Here is a 19,861-nt window from a genome sequence, read left to right on the forward strand (position 1 = left end):
CGTGCGTGCAACTCGACTTGAACTTGCTCACGGTGCTCGACGCGCTGCTCGAAGAAGGCAGCGTGATGGGCGCGGCCGACCGGCTGCACCTGTCGTCACCCGCGGTCAGCCGCACCCTCGGCCGGCTCCGCGCGGTGACCGGCGACGACATCCTGGTCCGCACCGGCCACACGATGGTGCCCACGCCGTACGCGCTGGCCGTCCAGGAGGACGTGCACCGGCTGGTCCGGCGGGCCCGGGAGGTCCTGCAGCCGGCCCGCGAGCTGGACCTCGGCGCACTGGACCGCACGTTCACGATCCAGTGCCACGACGCGCTCGCGACGTCGGTGGTCCCGGTACTGGCCGGCCGGCTCCAGGACCAGGCACCCGGCGTGCAGCTGCGGGTGCTGGCCGAGCACTCCGCCGACACGGACGACCTGCGCCACGGCCGCGTCGACGTGGAACTCGGCGGCGCCCGGCCGCAGCTGCCCGAGTTCCGGTCCGCGGTGCTCGGCCACGATCACCTGGTGGTGGCGATGCGCCCGGGCCACCCGGCGGCCGGTGGCCTCGACCTGCGGGCGTTCGCCGCGCACCCGCACGTCCTGGTCTCCCGCCGCGGCCGGCTCACGGCGCCGATCGACGACGTGCTGGCCGCGGACGGCCTGCGCCGCCGGGTGATCGCGTCGGTGGCCACCCTCGCGACGGCGTTGCAGCTGGCGGCGCGCAGTGACGCGCTGGTCAGCTGCACCGCGCTGCTCGGCCGCCCGCTGATCGACGCGTTCGGGCTGATCACCCGCCCGCTCCCGGCCGCGGCGCCGGCGGCGGAGATCTGCGGCACGTGGCACCAGCGCTACGACTCCGACCCGGCCCACGCCTGGCTGCGCGACCAGGTCCGGGCGTCCCTCGGCGAAATCACCGCCCACCGCTAGCCCGGTCCCGCGCGCCCCAAGGCGGCCTTGGTTGCGTCTGACGCACCGAAGGCCGCCTTGGGTGCGTCAGACGCACCGAAGGCCACATTGGGGCGCTTGAGGCGGGGCGGAGCGGGCGCGCTAGTCCGGCAGGGGGAGCGCGATCGTGCCCTCGAAACGCGGTGTCTCGGCCTCGTCGAGCATCGCGCCGGCCACCGTCGCCCGGGTGATCACCGCCTTGAAGTCGAGGGGTGGCCCGGCGGCCAGCCCGACCGTGCGCCGCCCGGGGCTTTCCGGGCCGTCGGTGAGCAGGCCGGCGTGGAACACCGTGCCGCCGGCGGCGAGGATCAGGCCGTCGGCCTCGACCTTGTCGCCGAGCCGGTCGCCCAGCAGGTTCGTCAGCGCACCGGCGGCTTCGCCGGCCACCTCGGCCGACTTGCCCGTGCCGTACGCCCCGAGCCAGACGATCCTCCGCGGCGCGGCGGCGACCACCGCCTTGGCACCCGCCAGCAGGACGCCCGCCCGGTCCGTCCCGAGTCCGGAAAGGACGATCGTGCCGGCGGCACCGGCGATGCTCGCCGGATCCTCGACGTCGCCGGCCACCTTGTGCAGACGAGCCGACGCGGGAACGTCGATACGGCCGGGATCCCGGGCGATCGCGGTGACGGTGTGCCCGCGCCGCAAGGCTTCCCGGGTGAGGGCGAGTCCGGTCCGGCCGGACGCCGCGAGGACGGTGAGGTTCATGCCGACCACGTTAGGGACAGAGCGGATTAACTACAAATGCAAGTTGTGCAAGTAATGATTTACCGTGACGCAAGGGGCGGCCGCCGCGGATGCGGCCGCCCCCTGCCTCAGCGGCGGTCCGAGCCGGTGAGCCGCGCCGGCGTGTAGCGGAGATAGCGGCCCGGCGCCCCGAGTTCGGCCGCGGCCGCGTTGAGGCGCTCCGGCCGCAGGTCGGGCCAGTGCCCGGTGTCGATGCGGGATTCCAGGGCGTGCAACGCCGCCAGGGTCTCCGACGGCTGGAACGCACAGTGCCCGGCCGCGCCGACATAAGCCTGGCGCAGCAAGGATTCCCGCCCCGCCGCGTGGACCCGTTGGGCGTAGGAGTTCTCCTGCTCGACCGGGACCAGGTGATCCGCGGTGGTGTGGATGGTGAGCTCCGGGACGCGAAGCCGTCCGGTCGCCGTGGACGTGCGGGCGAGCGTGCCGACCGCCCGGGCATCGGGCGTGACGTCCGCGTGGCGGGTCAGGTCGGCCAGGTCGGCGTCCAGGTCGAGACCCGCGGTGCGGTACAGCGCCCGCACCTGCCGGGCCAGCGGGCTGCCCGAGAGCAGGTCGCGGTAGTCGACGCCCCGGTTGAACGCGCTGTTCCCGCCCGCCGCCAGCTCGATCTGGTAGCGGCCGGGCATCACGAACCCGAGCACGAACGCCAGGGCCTGCTGTTGTTGCTGCTCCTGGCCCGCGTAGTCGGCGGGCCCGGGCGGGACGTCGCCGGTCAGCCACGGCGGGGTGTTCATCAGCGCGGCACCGAGGGCGATCCGCGCCCGGCCGGCCGCGGTGCCCTGCGCGTCGGTGACGATCTTCGTCAGCGCCGCGCCCGCCGCCCCCGCTTCGTCGGCGCTCGCGTACCGGACCAGCCTCACCGGCTGGGCCGGCGCGAGCAGGCGGGACAGCGCGTATTCGGCGTCGAGCTGGTAGTTGTTCAGGTTCAGCGCGCCCCCGACCAGGCCGCACGTGGTCAGCGCGCCGTCGAGCCGGCGCGTGCCGGACTCGGCTTCGAGTGCGCTGACCAGCCCGCCCATCGACGTGCCCCACGCGATGGTGCGGCGGGGCTCGCCGATCTTCCGGACGAGCTCGTCGAGCGAGGCGAACTGGTCCCGCGGGGCCGAGGCGAGCGCCCACAGCGACGGCCCGCTGTAGGACGAGCCGATCAGCGCGTAGCCGGCCGCGAGCAGGGCCTGCCCGGTCGGTTCGTCGGGCGCGTTGCGCGGTGCCAGGGGGCCGAAGCCGTGGCTGTAGAGGATGACGGTCCCGTTCCAGGACGCGGGCACGTCCGCCACCCAGCTCGCACCGTCGGGCAGCTGCCCGGTGTAGTGCGCGGGGGTGGCGGCCTGCGCCGTGCTTCCCGTGGTGAGACCGAACGCGGTCAGCGTCGTCGCGACGAGCGCGCCGACCCGGCGGAGCCAGCCGCTCATCCTCGGTTTCCTTCCCGCTGGGCGGCCGCGGGGACACTCGGCTCGGGGGTGAGCTCATTGCGGTGGGTTTCCCGCAGCGTCAGCATGCAGACGGCGGAGAGGACGCAGAACGCGGCGATGGTCCACGACACGGGGGTGGTCGAACCGCCGCCGTTGGCGCGCTGGAGCTCGGCGAAGATCAGCGGGGCGAACCCGGCGCCGAGCCCGGCGAGCTGGTAGCCCAGCGACGCGCCGGTGTACCGGCTTTCGGTGTCGAAGAGCTCGGAGTACAGGGCGGCCAGCGGCCCGTACATCATCGGGTGGATCACGCCCTGGCCGATCACCAGCGCCAGGACCAGCAGCAGCCCGCTGCCGCTGCGGACCATCGGGAAGAGCAGGAATCCGAACACCGCCATGGCGGCCGCCCCGGCCAGCACGACCGGGCGGCGGCCGATCCGGTCGGACAGCGCCGACCACAGCAGGATGCCGGCCACCGCACACGCCGACGACAGGGTGAGCGCGTTGAGCACCTCCTGCCGCGGATGTCCGTGCTGGACGCCGTAAGCGAGCACGAAGGTGGTCAGCGTGGCCTGGACGACGAACGCGGCGAGCCCGACACCCACGCTCAGCGCCAGCACGCGCGGGTGGTCCCGCAGCACGGCGACGAGTGGCAACCGCCGCCGTTCTTCCTTGCGGGCGGCCAGGAACGCGGGCGTCTCGTCGACGCGGGAGCGGACGAACAGGCCGATCGCGAGCAGCACGATGCTGAGCAGGAACGGGATCCGCCAGCCCCAGGCGAGGAAGTCCGCTTCGGAGGTGAGCCCGGCGGTGGCGGACATGACGAGCGTCGAGACGACCATGCCGCTCGGCGCGCCCGCGTTGGTGAAGCCGGCCCACAGCCCGCGGCGCGTCTTCGCGTGTTCGGCGGACATCAGCACGGCGCCGCCCCACTCGCCGCCGACCGCGATGCCCTGGACGACGCGGAGCAGCACCAGGCCGATCGGGGCGAGGGGGCCGATCTGGGCGGATCCGGGGAGCAGGCCGATGAGGAAGCTCGCGACACCCATCAGGGTCATGGTGAGCACGAGCATCCGCTTGCGGCCCAGGCGGTCGCCGAAGTGGCCGAAGATCAGGCCGCCGAGCGGGCGGGCGAGGTAGCCGGTGGTGAACGTGCCGAAGCTGGCGACCGTGGCCAGTGCCGGATCCAGGCCGGCGAAGAAGACCTTGCCGAAGACCACCGCGCTCGCCGTGGCGTAGAGGAGGAAGTCGTAGTACTCGATGAGACTGCCGAGGAAGCTGGACGCGACCGCTCTGCGGAGCTGAGTGCTCATGAGGTTCACCCTCGTCGTCGGGGGCGGGGCACTGCGGGGGGCAGGTTCGTCCGGTGCGGACGACGGGGGAGCGGGCCCCAACGTTAGTCAGAGGCATGACGGCCGTCAACATTCTGCATAACATCAAGTAACGGTTACGCTGACGCTCGTGACGCACTCCGCCGAGACCGGCTCCGGGCCCCGACCGAAGTCCGTCATGCTCACGTTCCTGGGCATCCACCTGCTCGGCCGGGCGAGCGCCATCTATTCGGGCAGCGTGATCGACGTGTTCGGGCGGGTGGGCGTCTCGGAGGAGGCGGTCCGCTCGACGCTGACCCGCATGGCGGGCACCGGGTTGCTGACCCGCCACCGGCACGGGCGGAAGGTCTACTTCGGACTCAGCGAGCGTCTCGCCGCGGTCCTCGAGGACGGCAGGCGGCGGATCTGGGAGACCGGAGCGGTCAACCGGACGGAGGACGGCGGCTGGACCCTGGTCGGTTTCTCGCTGCCCGACACCCGCCGCGGCGACCGGCACGACCTGCGCCGCCAGCTGACCTGGGCGGGTTTCGGCCTGCTGCAGAACGGGTTGTGGGTCTCCCCCGGCGTCCGGGACGTCACGGCCATCGTCGAGCAGCTCGGCCTCGACGGGCACGTCACGGTCTTCACGGCGCACCCGGCGAAGCCCACGGAGGCGGCCGAGCTCGTCCGCAAGGCCTTCGACACGGCGACGATCGCCTCGCGCTACCACGACTTCATGGAGAAGTGGGACGGCGGGACACCGGCGTTCCCGGACGACCTGACGCGCCGGCTGATGTTGCACTCGGACTGGCTGCACGTCGTCCGCCGGGATCCCCACCTCCCGGCCGAGCACCTGCCCGGCGACTGGCCCGCGATCCAGGCCGAGACGTTGTTCCGCAAGCTCGACGAAGACTTCCGCGAGGGCGCGGACCGGCTGGCGGGCGAGACCCTCGAGCTGATGCCGACTTCGGAGTAGCCCGGCTCGAGCGCCCCAATGTGGCCTTCGGTGCGTCAGACGCAACCAAGGCGGCCTTCGGTGCGTCAGACGCAACCAAGGCCGCCTTGGGGCGCATTCGGCGGAGGCCCGGGGCGGGCGGTGGCCGCACGCCCCGGGTGGTTCACCGGATCAGCGCTTGCAGGGGTTGCCTGCCGGGTGCGCGGCGGTGCCGTGCACGTCGGCCTGGGACTCCGCGAGCACGATCTTCGCCAGCGGGGTCTCCAGCGCGACGGCCTGCTGCTTCACGACGCCGTTCGCGATGGTCTGGCCGTTCAGCTTCAGCGAGCCGATGACCAGCGCGATGGTCAGCGGCGCCGAGCCCACCGTGACCGAGACGCCGTTGATCTTCAGCGAGGCGATGTTCGAGCTGCCGGTCAGCACCGGGGCGAGCCCGCCCGGAGCCGGCTGGCAGGTCGCCGCCGCCTGGGACTGGATCACGCCCAGCTCGATGGTCAGCCCGAGCGTGCTGATCACCGTCTTGTCGATCTTGGCCGACGCCTGCGCGTGGTCACCGGCCGCCGGAGCCGCCGACTGGTTGTCGGGGGCCAGGTCGGTCGAGGACGTCAGCGCGTGCGTCTGCACCTTGATCAGGCCGGCGTTGAGCGTCGCGTCGAGGACGGTCTTGCTGTCGTCGGCGCAGGGCAGGTTCGCCGGGTTCGCCACGGCGGCGGTGATGCCGATGACGTTCGCGGCCGTGCCGGTGCAGGAGAAGACGCCGTCCCGGTCGTCGTCGACGATCGTGCCGACGCCGGTCGGGTCGACCAGCCCGGCGCCGGACGGGGCCGACAGCGTGACCGTGAACGTCTCGTTCGGCTCGTCCACGGTGTCCGGGTTGACCAGGACGGTCACCGGCTTGGTCGTCTCGCCGGGCGCGAAGGTCACGTCACCGCTCGCCGCCTGGTAGTCGGCCGGTGCGGTCGCGGTGCCGTTCGAAGCGGCGTAGTGGACCGACACCGGGTTCGAGCCGGCCCCGCCGAGCAGTGACACGGTGAAGGTGGCCGGCACCGGCGCGCCGCCGGAGCCCTCGTTCACCGTGACGTCGTTGATGCTCAGCCCGAGCACGCGCACGGTCGTCGTCTCGACGTACCCGCGGGACATGCCGTCGACCTGGTAGTCGACCGTGCAGTGGTAGGTGCCGGGCGCGGCGTCGGCCTTGGCGGCGACGGTCTCGGTGAACGTCGCGACGTCCCCGCTGGCCACCTTGACGCTCGCCGGGGCGTTGGTGACGGTCAGCTGCGGGTCGCAGCTGGTGACCTTCGGCGTCACCGTGACCTCGATGGACTTGATGCCGTCGAGGATGGCCTGCGAGACCTGGTCCGAGGGCACGTTGTTCAGCAGCACGCCGCCGGTGGCCGTGGCGATGGCGCTCGCCTGGCCGTCGGCGTCCAGCGCGCCGACGTTGACCGCGACCACGCGGACCTTCGCCGCCTTGAGCGCGTCGATGGTCTGGGCCAGGGTGTGCCCGCCACTGGGGTCGTGCGACGGCGCGTCGCCGAACCAGGCGATGATGCGGGTGCCGTCCGGGCGGAAGGTGACCGCGCCACTGGCCAGTTCGTACAGGGCGTTGAGGTCGGCTTCGGGGAGGTCGCCGCCGCCGGCCGCGGACCACTGGTTGATGCCGGCCTGCACCGCGGCGGTGTCACCGGTGATGCCCTGGTTGACCTTGAAGGGCACCGAGTCGGAGAAGTCCTTGTACTCGGCCACGCCGAACTGGGCGGTCGGCTGGGCGGCGAGCACGTCACTCGTGATGGCGCCGGCGTTGGTGCGGACGTTGGCGATCGCGCCGCCCATGCTGCCGGTGGTGTCGGCGAGCAGCACGAGGTCGGGGTTCGGCGGGACGGCGGAGGTGGTGACGTGCTTGGTGACGCCTACGCTCTGCCCGGCGGAGAGCGTGAGATCGACGGTGGCCGGATCGACGCCGGGCGGCGCCGCGGCCGCCACCGCGGCCGGGGTGAGCAAGGCGCTGACCGTGGTCAGCGCGACGAACAATGATCTCCGCGACATGAACTTCCCTTTCCGAAGGCCGGATTACTGCGGGTTGCCTCGGGAAGACGGAAAAAGCGGAAATTCGTTAGCAAGCCGGGAAGGCGTCACCGGAGTGGCCTGTGTCAAGGCGCTCAACGGGGCATGGCACCGGATCGGAGCTACGCAAACCGGGGTTTCACTGGGCCGGAATATCGAAAGTCGCCGGGTGAGTTTCACTCTATCCAGCGATGAACCGGGGTCGGATCGACACCATCGGTACCGGCCGATCGGCGGTATCGCGGCGATTTCCGCACTGCGGGGAGCGAATTTCCGCCCGGATGTCGTAATGCGGGACGGGGTTCAGCGGCCCGGCCGGGCCGGCGCGCCGAGGTCGGCGAGCACCGCCCGCGCCGCCCGGGTGCCGGACGCCAGCGCCCCCTGGAGCGAGCTCGTGTCCCGGTGGTCGCCGCACACGTAAAGCCCCTCACCCAGCCGCACCTCCCGGCGGAGCTCGTGCGGTGGCGGCATCGCCGGAAGCGCGTGAGTGATCTCGTACCGCGCCACCAGCGGCCAGCGCGTCGCGTCCGTGCGGTACATCCGGCCCAGCGCCCGGCGCACCTCCGACTCCGGCAGCGCGGTCAGGGCCGACGCGCTCACCAGCGCCGCCCCCGGCGGGGCGTAGGCCGGGCACACCTCGCTGACCACGCTGGTGTTGACCACCGGCCCGCCGCGCGCGTCGAGCACGATGACCGGCTCGCGCAACGGTGACCGCGGTGGCGCGAAGTACCACGTCGTCCCGCTGTTCCAGCGCGGCTCCGCGACGCCGGTGAGCCGGGCGGCCGCGGACCCGTCGGTGGCGACGACGACCGCGCGGGCCGTCCACACCGAACCGCCCGCGGTGCGGACCCGGCCCGGCCGGACCTCCTCGACCGGCGTGCCCAGGTGGACGGCCGACGTCGGCAGCGCCCGGGCGAGCTGCCGGGGCAGCTCGCCCATCCCCAGCGCCGGCAGCGACGGCGCCGATCGCAGGAAACTGCGCCACACCAGCTGGAAGAACCGGGCCGAGGTGGTCAGCTCGGGTTCCAGGAACACCCCGGAGAGGAACGGCCGCAGCACCGTCTCCACCGCCCGCGCGGACACCCCGGCGCGGCGCAGTTCGTCGGCCGTCGTGCGGTCGTCGCGGTCGATGACCGCCTGGGCCGGTCCCGCGGCGACGCGGGCGGAGAGCACGCCGAGCGCGGCCAGGTCCTTCGCCGACAGGTAGCGGCGGGCCGCGATGTCGCGCAGTGCCTTCGGCGTGTCGATCGGGTGCCCGAGCAACGAGACGCCCTCGTCGTCGGCCACCCGGACCGCGCGCCAGAACCGGCCGAGGTCCAGCGCGCCGACGTCGACCAGCCGCCGGATCGCCGGGTAGGCCGGGTTGAGGATCTGGAACCCGCGGTCCAGCCGGAAGCCGTCGACGACGTCGGTGCGCACGCGCCCGCCGACGTCGTCCGAGGCTTCCAGCACCGCGCACGGCACGCCGGCCCGGTGCAGGGTGAGCGCGGCGGCCAGCCCGGCGAGCCCGGCGCCGACGATGACGACTTCGTGGTCCGGCATCCCGCTCACCCGCCGAAGTACTTCGTCGCGGCGAGCCGGTTCAGCAGGCCGATCCGGCCGCGGTTGGGGACCGAGCGCAGCGGGTGCCCGGCGAGTCCCCAGCCGGCCAGCAGCGTGGTGGCCGCGGCCCAGCCGGTGGTGGCCGCGCGTTCCATCAGCGCGACCGGGAGGTCGATCCGCACGCCGTCGCCCGCCAGCGCCAGCGCCGGGTCCGGCGTCGCGACCGTCGGCCGGTTCGCGAAGTCGCCGAGCCCGAATAGCGGGCAATCCTCGCGCCACAGGGAAATCGACGCGGTGACCCGCGCGCCGAGGGTCTCGGGGTAGATCGCGTGCAGCCGGTCGTCCACGGCCTTCACCAGCGTCTCGCGGTCGTCGGTCGTGGCCGCGTACGCGTGCAGTTCGACGACCGAGCCGCCGGTGCGGGCCGCCCATCGCCGTGCGTCGCCCTCGTAGCGGTCGAGCAGGCTGATGTTGTCCAGCGGCGGCACGCTCCCGGTGCCCAGGAACGACGGCCGGGCGGTGTCGACGGGCCGGTCGAGCCAGAGCCGCCGGACGAGGAACGGCGGTGCCGTGCGCAGCCCGGCCACGGCCGTCCGCCACTCCGGCGTGCCGACGTTCGGTGAAGCGGCGACGATCTCGCGCAGCCCCCGCACGTCGCAGGCGAGCACGACGGCGTCGAACTGCGCGGTGTCGTCGGCCGTCGTGACCGCGAACCCCTCGGACGTGCGGTCGAGCGACGCCACCGGGGTACCGGTCCGGATGGTCACCCGGCGGTCGGCCAGGTAACCGGCCAGCGGATCCCACAGCGCCTGCGGGAACGGCTCGGTGGGCACGTCGAACACCAGGCCTTCGCTGGAGCCCAGGAAGTACAGGTGGAACATGGTCGCCAGCTCCGCCGCGGACAGCTCGCGCGGATCGGCGAAGAAACTGCGCGAGAACACCTCGAACGCCAGGTGCTTGGCGGCATCGGGGAAGTTGATCGCGTCGAGGAAGCTCGCGGCGTCGGTGCCGTCGAGCCGGTGGTAGGTCTCCGGGACGCTGACCGTGGCCAGCGGCAGGGCGCCGCGGCCGTTGATGCGCACCAGGTCCCGCGGGGTGAACGTCGGGCTGCGCCACGCGAACGCCAGCGCGTTCCACGGCGGCGTCCGGGGGAGACCCGCGAAGGTGTCCGTGCGGCCCTGGGCGTCCAGCAGCGGGTAGTCGGCCAGCGGGGTCAGCCGGTCGAGCCCGGGATCGGTGCGCATGAGCAGCGACCGCAGGTTGTAGTACTGGCGGAAGAAGGCGTGGAAGCCGCGGCTCATCGTCACCGCGGTGCCGTCCGGGAGCCGGTCCGCCCAGCCGCCGACCCGCCCGCCGAGGTGGGTGTCGCGCTCGAACAGCGTCACCGTGACACCTCGTTCGGCCAGCCCGGTGGCCGCGGTGAGGCCCGCGATGCCGCCGCCGACGACCGCGGCGGCCGGGCGCCGGCCGAGCAGCCCGGCGTCGGCCAGGCCGGGCGGGGCCGGGATCGTCTCTATCCGGCGGTCGGTGCCGAGGGTCACGGGTGCTCCTGCGGGTTGGTGCCGAGGACGGTGTGGACGATGCCGTTCTGCCAGCCGGGCATCGACGCGGTGCGGACGTCGGTGAAGCCGGCCTCGGTGAGCCGGCCGGCGAGCGCGGCGATCCCGTCGAATTCCAGGACGCTGCGGCGCAGGTGGCGGTAGAGGGTCGCGTCGCCGGTGGTGACCTTCCCGAGCGGGATGATCACGCCCGCGCAGACCGCGTTCCACACCCAGCGGGCCCGCCGCGAATCCCGGACGGAGTACTCGTGCACCGCGATCCGGCCGCCGGGACGCAGGAGCCCGCGCAGCCGCCGCAGCTGCACTGCCGGCTCGGTGAGGTTGCGCAGCAGGTAGGCCGCCAGGATCGCGTCGAAGGGACCCGAGACGCCGTCGAGGTCCTCGACCGGCGTGTGGACGAAGGTGACGCCGTCCGGCCACTCCTTCGCCCGGGCTTGCGCGAGCATCTCCCCGGAGGCGTCGAACGCGGTGACCCGGGCGCCGGGGGCGACGGACACGAGCGCAGCCGTCGACGCGCCGGTGCCGCAGCCGGCGTCCAGGAGTCGCAGGCCCGTCCCGTTCGCCGGCAGCTCCAGCCGCCGGGCCGAGAGCCGCAGGTGTTCGTGGTAGCCAGGGTTGGCGCCGACCAGTTTGTCGTACCACCGCGCTTCGGTGTCGAAAGCCGACGGCACCGCACCGCGCGGGAGACCGTCCTTCGCCATCGCGTTCATGCTTGCTCCTCCCGGGCGCCGCGTCGTTCCCACACGAGCAGGACCGCGGTCACCAGCGCGTAGCCGAAGAGGAAGTCTTCGACCGGGATGTCCCACGGGAAGCGCCAGCCGGTGATGTGCTGCGGGGCGTACTTCACGATCGGGTCGGACAGCTTGGTCAGCCAGCCGTCCACCGGGATCTGGAACGCGGTCACGATGGCGATCGTGATCCAGTACGCGGGCCGGCGGAACAGTCCCGTGCGCAGCAGAACGAGCTCGGCCAGCACGACCGCGGCCACGGCGCCGACCGCGGGCACGGTGTAGCCCCACGGGATCACCGGCGCGCCTCCTTCCGGGCGAGCCGCCGGACCACCACGAGGGTGAGCTGGACGATCTCGTAGGTCAGCACCCCGCAGATCGGGATCACCACGAAGAACAGGATTTCTTCCAGAGGCAAGGCGAAGGGGGCGCGGATGCCGGTGACGTGCTCGGGCGCGTAGTCCCAGACGCCGGCCGCGATCGCCAGCGCGTCCCAGACGAGGAACACCAGCGCGACCGGCAGCACCGCGCGCGCCAGCCGCCGGGGCTGCCGGTAGACCCGCGCGCCCGCGATTTCCAGCGGCAGGGTGACGAGCACGCACGCGGCCAGCACGACGAGGTATTCGGCCTGGCCCACGTCAGCCCACCGCCACCGGCAGCGCCGGCGCGGGGTGCCGCCGCCGGGCCCACTGCGTCCGCGCGACCGCCCCGCACGCCACCGCCAGCCGCTGCCCGCGGGACACCGCCGCGCGTCCGGCGAAGACGTCGTGGCCGGCGTCCTCGATGCGGTCGAGGATGCCCCCGTACAACCGCGCCGCGGTGGCCACGCACGGGCGCGAAATCGGGTGCAGCATCGCGATGCCCGGCCGGGCTTCGGCGTAGATGTCGCGGGTGACGGCGATCTGGTTGCGGATCGCGGCCCGGACCGGCTGATCGGCCCGGCCGGCCCGCGCACACCACGCCAGCCGGTCGCGGTCGACGCCGTGCACGGCCAGTTCGTCGGCCGGCAGGTAGACGCGGCCGCGCTCCAGGTCCTCGGCGACGTCCCGCAGGAAGTTGGTGAGCTGGAAGGCTTTCCCGAGCGCGGCGGCCCTCGGCTCGGCCTCCTCGCGCGGGGCGACGGTGCCCAGCACCGGCAGCACCTGCAGGCCGATCACCTCGGCCGAGCCGTGCACGTAGGTGTCGAGCTCCTCGCGGGAGGCGTAGCCGTCGACGGTGAGATCCATCCGCATCGACGTGAAGAAGGCTTCGAAGTACGCCTTGGCGAGCGTGTACCGGGCGGCGGTGTCGATCACCGCGGTCAGCAGCGGATCGTCGCTCGCGCCGGCGTCGAGGTCGGCGAGGAAACACTTCTCGACCTCCAGCAGACGGGCGTCGAGCGTTTCGGGCGTGGCGTCGTCGTCGGGTTCGTCGACGATGTCGTCGAGCCAGCGGGCGAAGCCGTAGAGCGCGTGGATCGCCGGCCGCTGCGCCGGGGTCAGCAACCGCGTCGCGAGGAAGTACGTGCGGCCGTGCCGGGCGTTGAGCTCGCGGCACCACGTGTAGGCCGCGCGCAGCCCGGGTTCGCGGATACCGGCGGCGTCGAGTTCTCGTCGGGTCATCGGGTCCCTCCGGTGAGCCGGTCGGCAGCCAGTCTGCCGGAGATGAGCACGGTCGGCACGCCCACGCCGGGCACGGTGGCGCCGCCCGCCAGGACGACGTTGTCCGTCCCGCGGGGGAGGTTCCGCGGCCGGAACGGGCCGGTCTGGCCGAAGGAGTGCGCGTAGCTGAACGGCGTCCCGGCGACCAGGCCGCGAGCCGCCCACTCGGCCGGGCCGATCACGTGGGTGAAGTCCGGTGCGAAGCCGGGGAGGAGCCGGGCGCGGGCCACGTCGAGGACCTCTTCCGCGTAGGCCTCGGTTTCGGCGGCCCAGTCCGCGGGGCCGCGGTCGAGGTTGGGCACCGGGGCGAGCACGGAGTAGAGCTGACGGCCGGGCGGCGCGAGCCCGGGATCGGACGCGGTCGGCCGGGTGATCAGCAGCGACGGGTCGCTCATCCGCCTGCCCTGGGTGATGAGTTCGTCGAAGGTCGACCGCCACCCCTGCCCGAACGAGATGGTGTGGTGGCCGACGTCGGGGTGCGTGGCGGGGCCGCCGGCGTGCACGACCAGCGCGGACGGCGCGGCCCGCAGCGGAACCGGCCGGCGTGGGTGCCGGCCGAGCAGCCGGTAGCTCTCGGGCAGTTCGGTGGTGAGCACGACGGCATCGCACGGGTAGCGGGCCCCGGCGGCGGTGAGGACCGCGGTGACCCGGGACCCGGCGCGCTCGAGTTCGCTGACGGCGTCGCCGTAACCGAACTTGACCCCGGCGTCGGCGGCGACCCGGGCGAGCGCCTGCGGCAGGGCCGCGATGCCGCCGGGCGGGAAGTAGACCCCGCCGACGGTGTCCATGTAGGAGATCACCGCGTACAGGGCCAGCGCCCGCATCGGGGATTCGCCCGCGTACAGCGCCTGGAAGGTGAAGACCCGCTTCAGGCGTTCGTCGCTCAGGAAGCGGCCGACCTGGCCGTCGAGCCGCCGGAACCCACCCATGGCCACGAGCCGGGCCAGTTCGGGCCGGAGCATGCCGAGCGGGGAGTCGATGTTCGCGTCGATGAACCGGCCGAATTCGGCTCGGTAGAGCCGGGTCAGCCAGTCGCGCAGGCGGGTGTAGCCCGCGGCCTCGGCCGGGCCGGCGAACTCGCGGACGGCGTCGGCCATCGCGGCCGCGTCGGTGTGCACGGGCAGGGTGCTGCCGTCGGCGAACCGGGCGACGTACGCGGGGTCGAGCCGGGTGAGCGGCAGTTCGGTGGTCAGCTCGGCACCGACCGCGCCGAAGGTGTCGGCGAGGATCGAGGGCATGGTGAGGACGGTGGGGCCGGTGTCGAGCAGGTAGCCGTCCCGTTCGACCCGGCCCGCGCGGCCGCCGGGGCCCGGGTCGCGTTCGAGAACGGTGACCTCTCGGCCCCGGCCGGCCAGGTGCAGGGCAGCGGCCAGCCCGGACAGGCCGGCGCCCACGACGACGACGCGGTGCACCGGTCCCGGCACGGTTTTCATCGGTCGCGCTCCACAACGCTGTTGGCGAATTCGGCTTTCGCGCCCTGCCGCAGTGGTCGTGAGTGGTAAGTCGGGTTAGAACCCGACTTACCACTCACGACCGGCGGCGGAAGACCCTTGTCGCGGATTCGCCGGCGCGTCATCGGTCCCGCTCCGTGCAGCGGGCCGCCAGTGCCGCGAGCAGCTCGCCGGCGTGGCGCGGGACCACGGCCGGGTCGATCGCCGCCAGCGCCTTGTCCGCCCGCTCGCGGATCAGCTCCGCCATGCGCTCGCGGGCGCCCGTCGCCTCGATGAGCTCGCGCCAGCGCGTGACCGCCTCGTCGTCCACCGTGGCCAGCTCCAGCAGCTCGGCGAACTCGGTCTGCCGGCGCCGGTCGGCCATGGCCGCGGCCAGCACGACCACGCTGGATGCCTTGCGCTCGCGCAGGTCCTGCCCGGCCGGCTTGCCGGTGACCGACGGGTCGCCGAACACGCCCAGCAGGTCGTCGCGGAGCTGGAACGCCTCGCCCACCAGGCCGCCGAACTCGCCCAGCCCGGCCAGCACGTCCGGCCCGCAGCCGGCCAGCGCCGCGCCGAACTCCAGCGGTCGGCGGACCGTGTAGTTGCCGGACTTGCGGCGCAGCACGTCGAGCAGGGTGTCCCAGCTGGGCAGCGCCCGCGCGTCGTTCACCAGGTCGGCGAGCTGGCCGACCGCCAGTTCGGCCCGCATCGCGTCGTAGTGCGCCCAGCCCCGCGCCAGCTGCTCCGCCGGCAGCCCGCTTTCGCGCAGCAGCTGCTCGGACCACACCAGGAACAGGTCGCCGAACAGGATCGCGGCGGACTCCCCGAACCGCGGCGCCGAGCCCGCCCAGCCCTGCTCTTCGTGCCACCGCGCAAACCGGACGTGCAGCGCGGTGCGGCCCCGGCGCAGGGCCGAGCCGTCCATCACGTCGTCCTGGACGAGGGCGAAGCAGTGCAGCAGTTCCAGCGACGCGGCGGCGCGGATCGCGGCGTCGGATTCCGGTTGCCCGCACCGCCACCCCACGTACGCGAAGAGCGGGCGGAGGCATTTCCCGCCCGCGACGAACTCCGGCACCGCGGTTTCCGCAAGTGCACCTTCGCTCCGTCCGGAAAAATGCTCGCTCGCTCGCTCGCGCACGAATCCGTGCGCCTCGGCGAGGCAGCGGCGGCCCAATTCATCCAGCCGGCCGGCGGGGGCCACCCCGGTCGTCATCGTCGCGGTCATCCGGCGCCCTCCACTATCGACACTGTCGACCTGATTCGATTCGCAACCGTTTCATACGAGGGGTAGCCAAGTCCACTTGGCCGGGGTGAGCAGGGACGGACCGGTCGTGGATCGATGCGGAACCGGGCGGCCGGATCGATTAGCCCGCACCGAGTTCCGTAAACTATGACGTGAATCACAGGGCTTGCGAAGGAGGACGTGGTGGTGACGGACGTCGACGCGGTGAGCGGCCGGGACGGGCCCCGGGCCGGCGCGTCGTGGACGCCCGGCAAGGTCGCCGAACTGCTCGGCGTCTCGCCGGTGACGCTGCGCACCTGGGCCGCGCGCTACGGGGTCGGCCCGACGTTGCGCGACGACGGGCGGCACCGGCGCTACTCCGACGCCGACGTCCGCCGCCTGCAGTACATGCAGCGGCTCATCGACCGCGGGATGCGGGCCAGGGAAGCCGCCGCGGCGGCGTTCTCCGGCGCCGGCGAAGCGGTCCCCGAGGTTTCGGCCGACCGGCACATCGAGGAACTCGAGCGGGCCGCGGAGGGTCTCGAATTCGCGTCGCTGGCGGCGCTGCTCGACGAAACGCTGGACGCGCTCGGCCCCGTCGCGGCGTGGAGCGAGGTGCTCGTTCCGGTGCTGCGCCACCTCGGCAACCGCTGGCTGCGCGGCGACGTTTGCTTCGACTCGGAATGGGCGCTGACCGGCGAGATCTCCCTTGCGCTGCAGCGTTACAGCACCGGCTTCGCGAACACCCCGCCCGGCCGGGTCGTGCTGCTGGCCTGCTGCCCGGAGGAACGGCACAGCCTCCCGATGGAGGTGCTGCGGGCCGCCATGGTGGAGGTCGGCATCCCGGCGGTCTACCTGGGGCAGCTGGTGCCCGCCGAGACGACGAGCGCCATCGCCGCGAAGCTCGGCCCGGTCGTGGTGTTCCTGTGGTCGATGTCCGCCGGCACCGCCGACGACCTGCTGGTCCAGCGGCTGCGGCGGCGCGGCTTCGAGGTCGCCACGGCGGGCCCCGGCTGGGCGAACCTCATCGAGCGGGACGTCCCCCGGGTCAACGACCTGGCCGCCGCCCTCGACCTGGCCACCGAACGCCTGAAGGAGTGAACCCGCGCCCGGGCGCGCCCCGGCGAAAGCGTTGCACAATCGCTCCACATGTCCGAGGATGACTCGCGTGCCGGCCCCTCGGCCGGTCGTGGCAGGCGGGAGCGTGACCGGTGGACCTCAAGCGGCAGGTGATCGAGCGCTGGCCGGCGCGGTGGCCGGTGCAGCCGTTCCGGGAGCCGGCGTGGGCCCGGCAGGAACCCACCTACGCCGACTGCAGCCCCGCCCTGATCGAAGCGGCGGTGAAACGGGCGGGTGCCCGCCCGTCGGGCAACTGGTTCGTCTTCGCCGCCGGGCGGGACATCCGCGCCGACCGGCCGTTCGGGGTGCGCGTGGGCGGCCGGGAGCTGGTCGCGTGGCGCGGGCCGGACGGTGCGCTGCTCGTCGGCCCGGGTGCGTGCCCCCACCTCGGCGCGCCGCTCGACCAGGCACGCGTGCACTGCGGCGAACTGGTCTGCCGCTGGCACGGCCTGCGCGTCGGCGCGGACCGGCCCGGCTGGACGGCCCTGCCGTCCCACGACGACGGCGTGCTCGCCTGGGTCCGCCTCGACCGGATCGGCGGCGAACAGCCCACGGACCGGCCGATCGTGCCGGTCCGCCCGCCCGGGACCACGGTCGACGCCGTCGCGACGCTGACCGGGGTCTGCGAGCCGGAGGACGTCGTCGCCAACCGCCTCGACCCGTGGCACGGCGCCTGGTTCCACCCGTATTCGTTCGCGCGGCTGCGCGTGCTGTCGGCACCGCAGGGCGTCGACGTCGCGGAGGCCGAGGACCGGTTCGTCGTCGAGGTGACGTTCCGGCTGGCGGGGAAGATCGGCGTCCCGGTGATCGCCGAGTTCACCTGCCCGGGCCCCCGGACGGTGCTGATGACCATTGTGGACGGTGAGGGCACGGGCAGCGTGGTGGAGACCCACGCCACCCCGCTCGGCCCCGGCCCCGACGGCCGCCCGCGCACGGCGGTGATCGAGGCGACGATCGCCGCGTCCGGACGGCCGGGGTTCGCCAGGGCGGCCCGCATGGCCCCGGTGCTGCGGCCGCTCATGCGCCGCGCCGCCGCCCGGTTGTGGCGGGACGACCTCGCCTACGCCGAGCGGCGGTACGCGCTGCGAGGGGAGCACCGCTGACCCCCGGCGGCCGCCCGGCTCGCGCCCACCGGCCGGGTTTCTCCGGCGTTCTCAGGATCTTGCCAGCCGGAACTGGCTAGCGTGGCCCGGCTGGGAACGGAATGGCCGTTTCCCCGAGCGGGGTGAGGTTCGCGCCATCGACGTCGACGAAAAGGCCCGCGGATCCGCGCTCACCGGGTGGTCGACGCGGCCGCTCGCGTCGTTCCACCTCGTGCTGGCGCTGACCGGGATCCTCGTACTCCTCGGCGTGGTGATGGTGCTGAGCGCGTCGTCGGTCTCGTCCTATGACCCGCGCACCGGCGGCGGTCAGTACGACCTGTTCGCCAAGCACCTCACCTACCTCGGCCTGGGCGCGGTGGTGTTCTGGCTCGGCCTTCGCCTGCCGCTCGCGAGGATCCGGGCGCTGGCGAGCAAGGCGCTGGCCGTGGCGCTGGTCATGCTGGTCCTCGTGCTCACCCCGCTGGGTTCGGCCGGCGGCGGGGCCCAGCGCTGGTTCGTCGTCGCCGGGCAGTCGATCCAGCCGATCGAGTTCGCCAAGCCGGCGCTGATCCTCTGGTGCGCGCACGTCCTGGTGGCCAAGCAGCACCTGCTGCACCTCCGGCGGCACCTGCTGGTGCCGGTGGTCCCGGTGGCGCTGCTGATGTTCGCGCTGGTGATGGCCCAGCCGAACCTCAGCGGCACGATCACCCTCGGCGTGATCATGCTGGGCCTGCTGTGGTTCGCGGGCATCCCGGGGCGGCTGTTCGCGGCGCTGGTGTCCGGGGCGGTGGCCGGTTTCGCCGTGCTGGCCCTGTCCGCGGACTACCGGCTCGGGCGGGTCCTGGCGTTCCTGTCGGACTCGGGCGAGTCGTACCAGACGACCCAGGCGTTGTACGCCCTCGCCGACGGCGGGGTGTTCGGCCGGGGCCTCGGCCGCGGCAGCGCCAACTGGGGCTACCTGCCCGGCGTCGAGAACGACTTCATCTTCGCGCTCGTGGGCGAGGAACTCGGTTTCGTGGGCTGCGTCGTGGTGATCGCGCTGTACGCGGGCGTCGCGATCGTGGGGACGCGGATCGCGCGCCGCGCCGCCGACCCGTGGATCCGGCTCGTGGCGGGCACGCTGACCCTGCTGGTGGTCGCCCAGGCCGCGATCAACATCGGGTACGTCGTCGGCCTGCTGCCGGTGACGGGGGTGACCTTGCCGCTGATTTCCTACGGCGGCTCGTCGCTGCTGGTCACCCTGGGAATGTTCGGCATCCTCGCCAACTGCGCGCGCACCGAACCCGAAGCGGTCGACGCGCTCAGTCCTTGACCGCGCCCGCGGCCAGCCCGGTGCGCCAGAACCGCTGCAGCGCCAGGAAAGCCAGGATCAACGGGATGATCGACAGCAGCGAGCCGGTGACCACGATGGCCTTCAGGTCGGGGTCCCGGGTGATCTGGGTGTTCAGCGTGTACAGCCCGAGCGTCACCGGGTACAGCCGGTCGCTGGTCAGCATCACCAGCGGGAGCAGGAAGTTGTTCCAGATCGCCACGAACTGGAACAGGAAGATCGTGATCAGCGCCGGGGCCATCAGGCGCAGGCTGACGGTGTAGAACATCCGCACGTCACCCGCGCCGTCGATGCGGCCGGCTTCCAGGAGCTCGTCCGGGACCGACGCGGCCGCGTAGACCCGGGCCAGGTAGACCCCGAACGGGCTGATCATGCTCGGCAGCAGCACCGACCACACCGTGTTCGTCATCCCGGCGCCGGCCAGCATGAGGAACAGCGGGACGGCGAGTGCGGTCGGCGGCACGAGCACCCCGGCGAGGATCGCCGAGAACGTCACGGCCCGCCCGCGGAAGGTGAACTTGGCGAGGGCGTAGCCGGCCATCGCCGACAGCAGCGTGGCCGCCGCCGCACCCACCACGGAGTACAGCGCGCTGTTGGCCAGCCACCGCAGGTAGAGGCCGTCGCCGAACGTCACGGTGTCGTGCAGGTTGCGGCCGAGGTGGTTGCCGGAGAACCAGAGGCCGAACGTCGTCGACAGGTCGGAGGCGGACTTCGTGGCGGAGATCGCCAGCCAGAGCACCGGCAGCAGGAAGTAGACGGCGGCGACGAACATCGCCGTCGTCACGACCACCGACGATC

General features: G+C 73.1%; 17 protein-coding genes and 1 pseudogene. 5 read left to right on the forward strand and 13 right to left on the reverse strand.

What is annotated here, in order from left to right:
- Positions 1-5: 5 nt before the first annotated feature.
- Positions 6-908: a LysR family transcriptional regulator gene (locus ACLJQF_RS27955; RefSeq protein ID WP_410612998.1), complete on the forward strand. Its 903-nt coding sequence runs from the start codon at positions 6-8 to the stop codon at positions 906-908.
- Positions 909-1,028: 120 nt separating this feature from the next.
- On the opposite strand, the gene ACLJQF_RS27960 is transcribed toward ACLJQF_RS27955, so the two are convergent.
- The 3 genes from ACLJQF_RS27960 to ACLJQF_RS27970 all read right to left on the reverse strand — a co-directional run bounded on the left by ACLJQF_RS27960 (position 1,029) and on the right by ACLJQF_RS27970 (position 4,392).
- A complete protein-coding gene (locus ACLJQF_RS27960; protein ID WP_410613000.1) occupies positions 1,029-1,631 on the reverse strand; it encodes an NAD(P)-dependent oxidoreductase in 603 nt (200 codons plus the stop codon).
- Between the two features lie 107 nt (positions 1,632-1,738).
- Entirely contained in the window at positions 1,739-3,082 is a 1,344-nt protein-coding gene (locus tag ACLJQF_RS27965) for an alpha/beta hydrolase (protein ID WP_410613002.1), read from the reverse strand.
- Positions 3,079-4,392, reverse strand: coding sequence for an MFS transporter (locus tag ACLJQF_RS27970; protein WP_410613004.1), 1,314 nt, complete (start codon positions 4,390-4,392; stop codon positions 3,079-3,081). Before ACLJQF_RS27970 ends, ACLJQF_RS27965 begins: the two co-directional genes overlap by 4 nt.
- Before the next feature lie 148 nt (positions 4,393-4,540).
- On the opposite strand from ACLJQF_RS27970, the gene ACLJQF_RS27975 reads away from it, so the two are divergent.
- The gene (locus tag ACLJQF_RS27975; protein WP_410613006.1) at positions 4,541-5,365 is read left to right on the forward strand and encodes a PaaX family transcriptional regulator C-terminal domain-containing protein; all 825 of its coding nucleotides are present in this window, start codon (positions 4,541-4,543) and stop codon (positions 5,363-5,365) included.
- Between the two features lie 150 nt (positions 5,366-5,515).
- Here ACLJQF_RS27975 and ACLJQF_RS27980 read toward each other — a convergent pair whose 3' ends face one another.
- The 9 genes from ACLJQF_RS27980 to ACLJQF_RS28020 form a co-directional block, all read right to left on the reverse strand.
- The gene (locus ACLJQF_RS27980) at positions 5,516-7,390 is read right to left on the reverse strand and encodes a Calx-beta domain-containing protein (RefSeq protein ID WP_410613008.1); all 1,875 of its coding nucleotides are present in this window, start codon (positions 7,388-7,390) and stop codon (positions 5,516-5,518) included.
- A 321-nt stretch (positions 7,391-7,711) separates the two neighbouring features.
- A complete protein-coding gene (locus tag ACLJQF_RS27985) occupies positions 7,712-8,950 on the reverse strand; it encodes an NAD(P)/FAD-dependent oxidoreductase (protein WP_410613010.1) in 1,239 nt (412 codons plus the stop codon).
- A gap of 5 nt (positions 8,951-8,955) precedes the next feature.
- Entirely contained in the window at positions 8,956-10,491 is a 1,536-nt protein-coding gene (locus tag ACLJQF_RS27990; RefSeq protein WP_410613012.1) for an FAD-dependent oxidoreductase, read from the reverse strand.
- Positions 10,488-11,219, reverse strand: a complete 732-nt coding sequence (locus ACLJQF_RS27995; protein WP_410613014.1) for a class I SAM-dependent methyltransferase — start codon at positions 11,217-11,219, stop codon at positions 10,488-10,490. Before ACLJQF_RS27995 ends, ACLJQF_RS27990 begins: the two co-directional genes overlap by 4 nt.
- A complete protein-coding gene (locus ACLJQF_RS28000) occupies positions 11,216-11,536 on the reverse strand; it encodes a lycopene cyclase domain-containing protein (RefSeq protein WP_410613016.1) in 321 nt (106 codons plus the stop codon). Before ACLJQF_RS28000 ends, ACLJQF_RS27995 begins: the two co-directional genes overlap by 4 nt.
- On the reverse strand, positions 11,533-11,874 hold the full coding sequence (locus tag ACLJQF_RS28005; protein ID WP_410613018.1) for a lycopene cyclase domain-containing protein: 342 nt from the start codon (positions 11,872-11,874) through the stop codon (positions 11,533-11,535). The genes ACLJQF_RS28000 and ACLJQF_RS28005 overlap by 4 nt, the downstream gene beginning before the upstream one ends.
- A gap of 1 nt (position 11,875) precedes the next feature.
- Positions 11,876-12,838, reverse strand: a complete 963-nt coding sequence (locus ACLJQF_RS28010; protein ID WP_410613020.1) for a phytoene/squalene synthase family protein — start codon at positions 12,836-12,838, stop codon at positions 11,876-11,878.
- On the reverse strand, positions 12,835-14,310 hold the full coding sequence (crtI, locus tag ACLJQF_RS28015) for a phytoene desaturase family protein (protein WP_410613022.1): 1,476 nt from the start codon (positions 14,308-14,310) through the stop codon (positions 12,835-12,837). Before crtI ends, ACLJQF_RS28010 begins: the two co-directional genes overlap by 4 nt.
- Before the next feature lie 139 nt (positions 14,311-14,449).
- Positions 14,450-15,535 carry a polyprenyl synthetase family protein gene (locus ACLJQF_RS28020; RefSeq protein ID WP_410613024.1) on the reverse strand — a complete coding sequence of 362 codons (1,086 nt, stop codon included), beginning with the start codon at positions 15,533-15,535 and terminating at the stop codon, positions 14,450-14,452.
- A gap of 198 nt (positions 15,536-15,733) precedes the next feature.
- Between ACLJQF_RS28020 and ACLJQF_RS28025 the strand changes: the two genes are divergently transcribed.
- The 3 genes and pseudogenes from ACLJQF_RS28025 to ACLJQF_RS28035 all read left to right on the forward strand — a co-directional run.
- Positions 15,734-16,633, forward strand: a complete 900-nt coding sequence (locus ACLJQF_RS28025; protein ID WP_410613026.1) for a MerR family transcriptional regulator — start codon at positions 15,734-15,736, stop codon at positions 16,631-16,633.
- A gap of 110 nt (positions 16,634-16,743) precedes the next feature.
- The gene (locus ACLJQF_RS28030; protein ID WP_410613028.1) at positions 16,744-17,754 is read left to right on the forward strand and encodes a DUF5914 domain-containing protein; all 1,011 of its coding nucleotides are present in this window, start codon (positions 16,744-16,746) and stop codon (positions 17,752-17,754) included.
- Positions 17,755-17,890: 136 nt separating this feature from the next.
- Positions 17,891-19,036 (forward strand): annotated as a pseudogene (locus tag ACLJQF_RS28035) (FtsW/RodA/SpoVE family cell cycle protein); the annotation flags it as partial.
- Here the strand turns inward: ACLJQF_RS28035 and ACLJQF_RS28040 are convergent.
- Positions 19,035-19,835, reverse strand: a complete 801-nt coding sequence (locus ACLJQF_RS28040; RefSeq protein ID WP_410613271.1) for a carbohydrate ABC transporter permease — start codon at positions 19,833-19,835, stop codon at positions 19,035-19,037. The pseudogene ACLJQF_RS28035 and the gene ACLJQF_RS28040 overlap by 2 nt on opposite strands.
- Positions 19,836-19,861: the final 26 nt, after the last annotated feature.

Origin of the sequence: Amycolatopsis sp. lyj-109, assembly GCF_046548995.1 — a bacterium.
GTDB lineage: Bacteria > Actinomycetota > Actinomycetes > Mycobacteriales > Pseudonocardiaceae > Amycolatopsis.

Excerpts from the sequence above, each read along its gene's own strand:
- ACLJQF_RS27960 (WP_410613000.1), bottom strand. The coding sequence starts at position 1,631 with ATGAACCTCACCGTCCTCGCGGCGTCCGGCCGGACCGGACTCGCCCTC.
- ACLJQF_RS27965 (WP_410613002.1), bottom strand. The coding sequence starts at position 3,082 with ATGAGCGGCTGGCTCCGCCGGGTCGGCGCGCTCGTCGCGACGACGCTG.
- ACLJQF_RS27970 (WP_410613004.1), bottom strand. The coding sequence starts at position 4,392 with ATGAGCACTCAGCTCCGCAGAGCGGTCGCGTCCAGCTTCCTCGGCAGT.
- ACLJQF_RS27980 (WP_410613008.1), bottom strand. The coding sequence starts at position 7,390 with ATGTCGCGGAGATCATTGTTCGTCGCGCTGACCACGGTCAGCGCCTTG.
- ACLJQF_RS27985 (WP_410613010.1), bottom strand. The coding sequence starts at position 8,950 with ATGCCGGACCACGAAGTCGTCATCGTCGGCGCCGGGCTCGCCGGGCTG.
- ACLJQF_RS27995 (WP_410613014.1), bottom strand. The coding sequence starts at position 11,219 with ATGAACGCGATGGCGAAGGACGGTCTCCCGCGCGGTGCGGTGCCGTCG.
- ACLJQF_RS28010 (WP_410613020.1), bottom strand. The coding sequence starts at position 12,838 with ATGACCCGACGAGAACTCGACGCCGCCGGTATCCGCGAACCCGGGCTG.
- crtI (WP_410613022.1), bottom strand. The coding sequence starts at position 14,310 with ATGAAAACCGTGCCGGGACCGGTGCACCGCGTCGTCGTCGTGGGCGCC.
- ACLJQF_RS28020 (WP_410613024.1), bottom strand. The coding sequence starts at position 15,535 with ATGACCGCGACGATGACGACCGGGGTGGCCCCCGCCGGCCGGCTGGAT.
- ACLJQF_RS28040 (WP_410613271.1), bottom strand. The coding sequence starts at position 19,835 with ATGTTCGTCGCCGCCGTCTACTTCCTGCTGCCGGTGCTCTGGCTGGCG.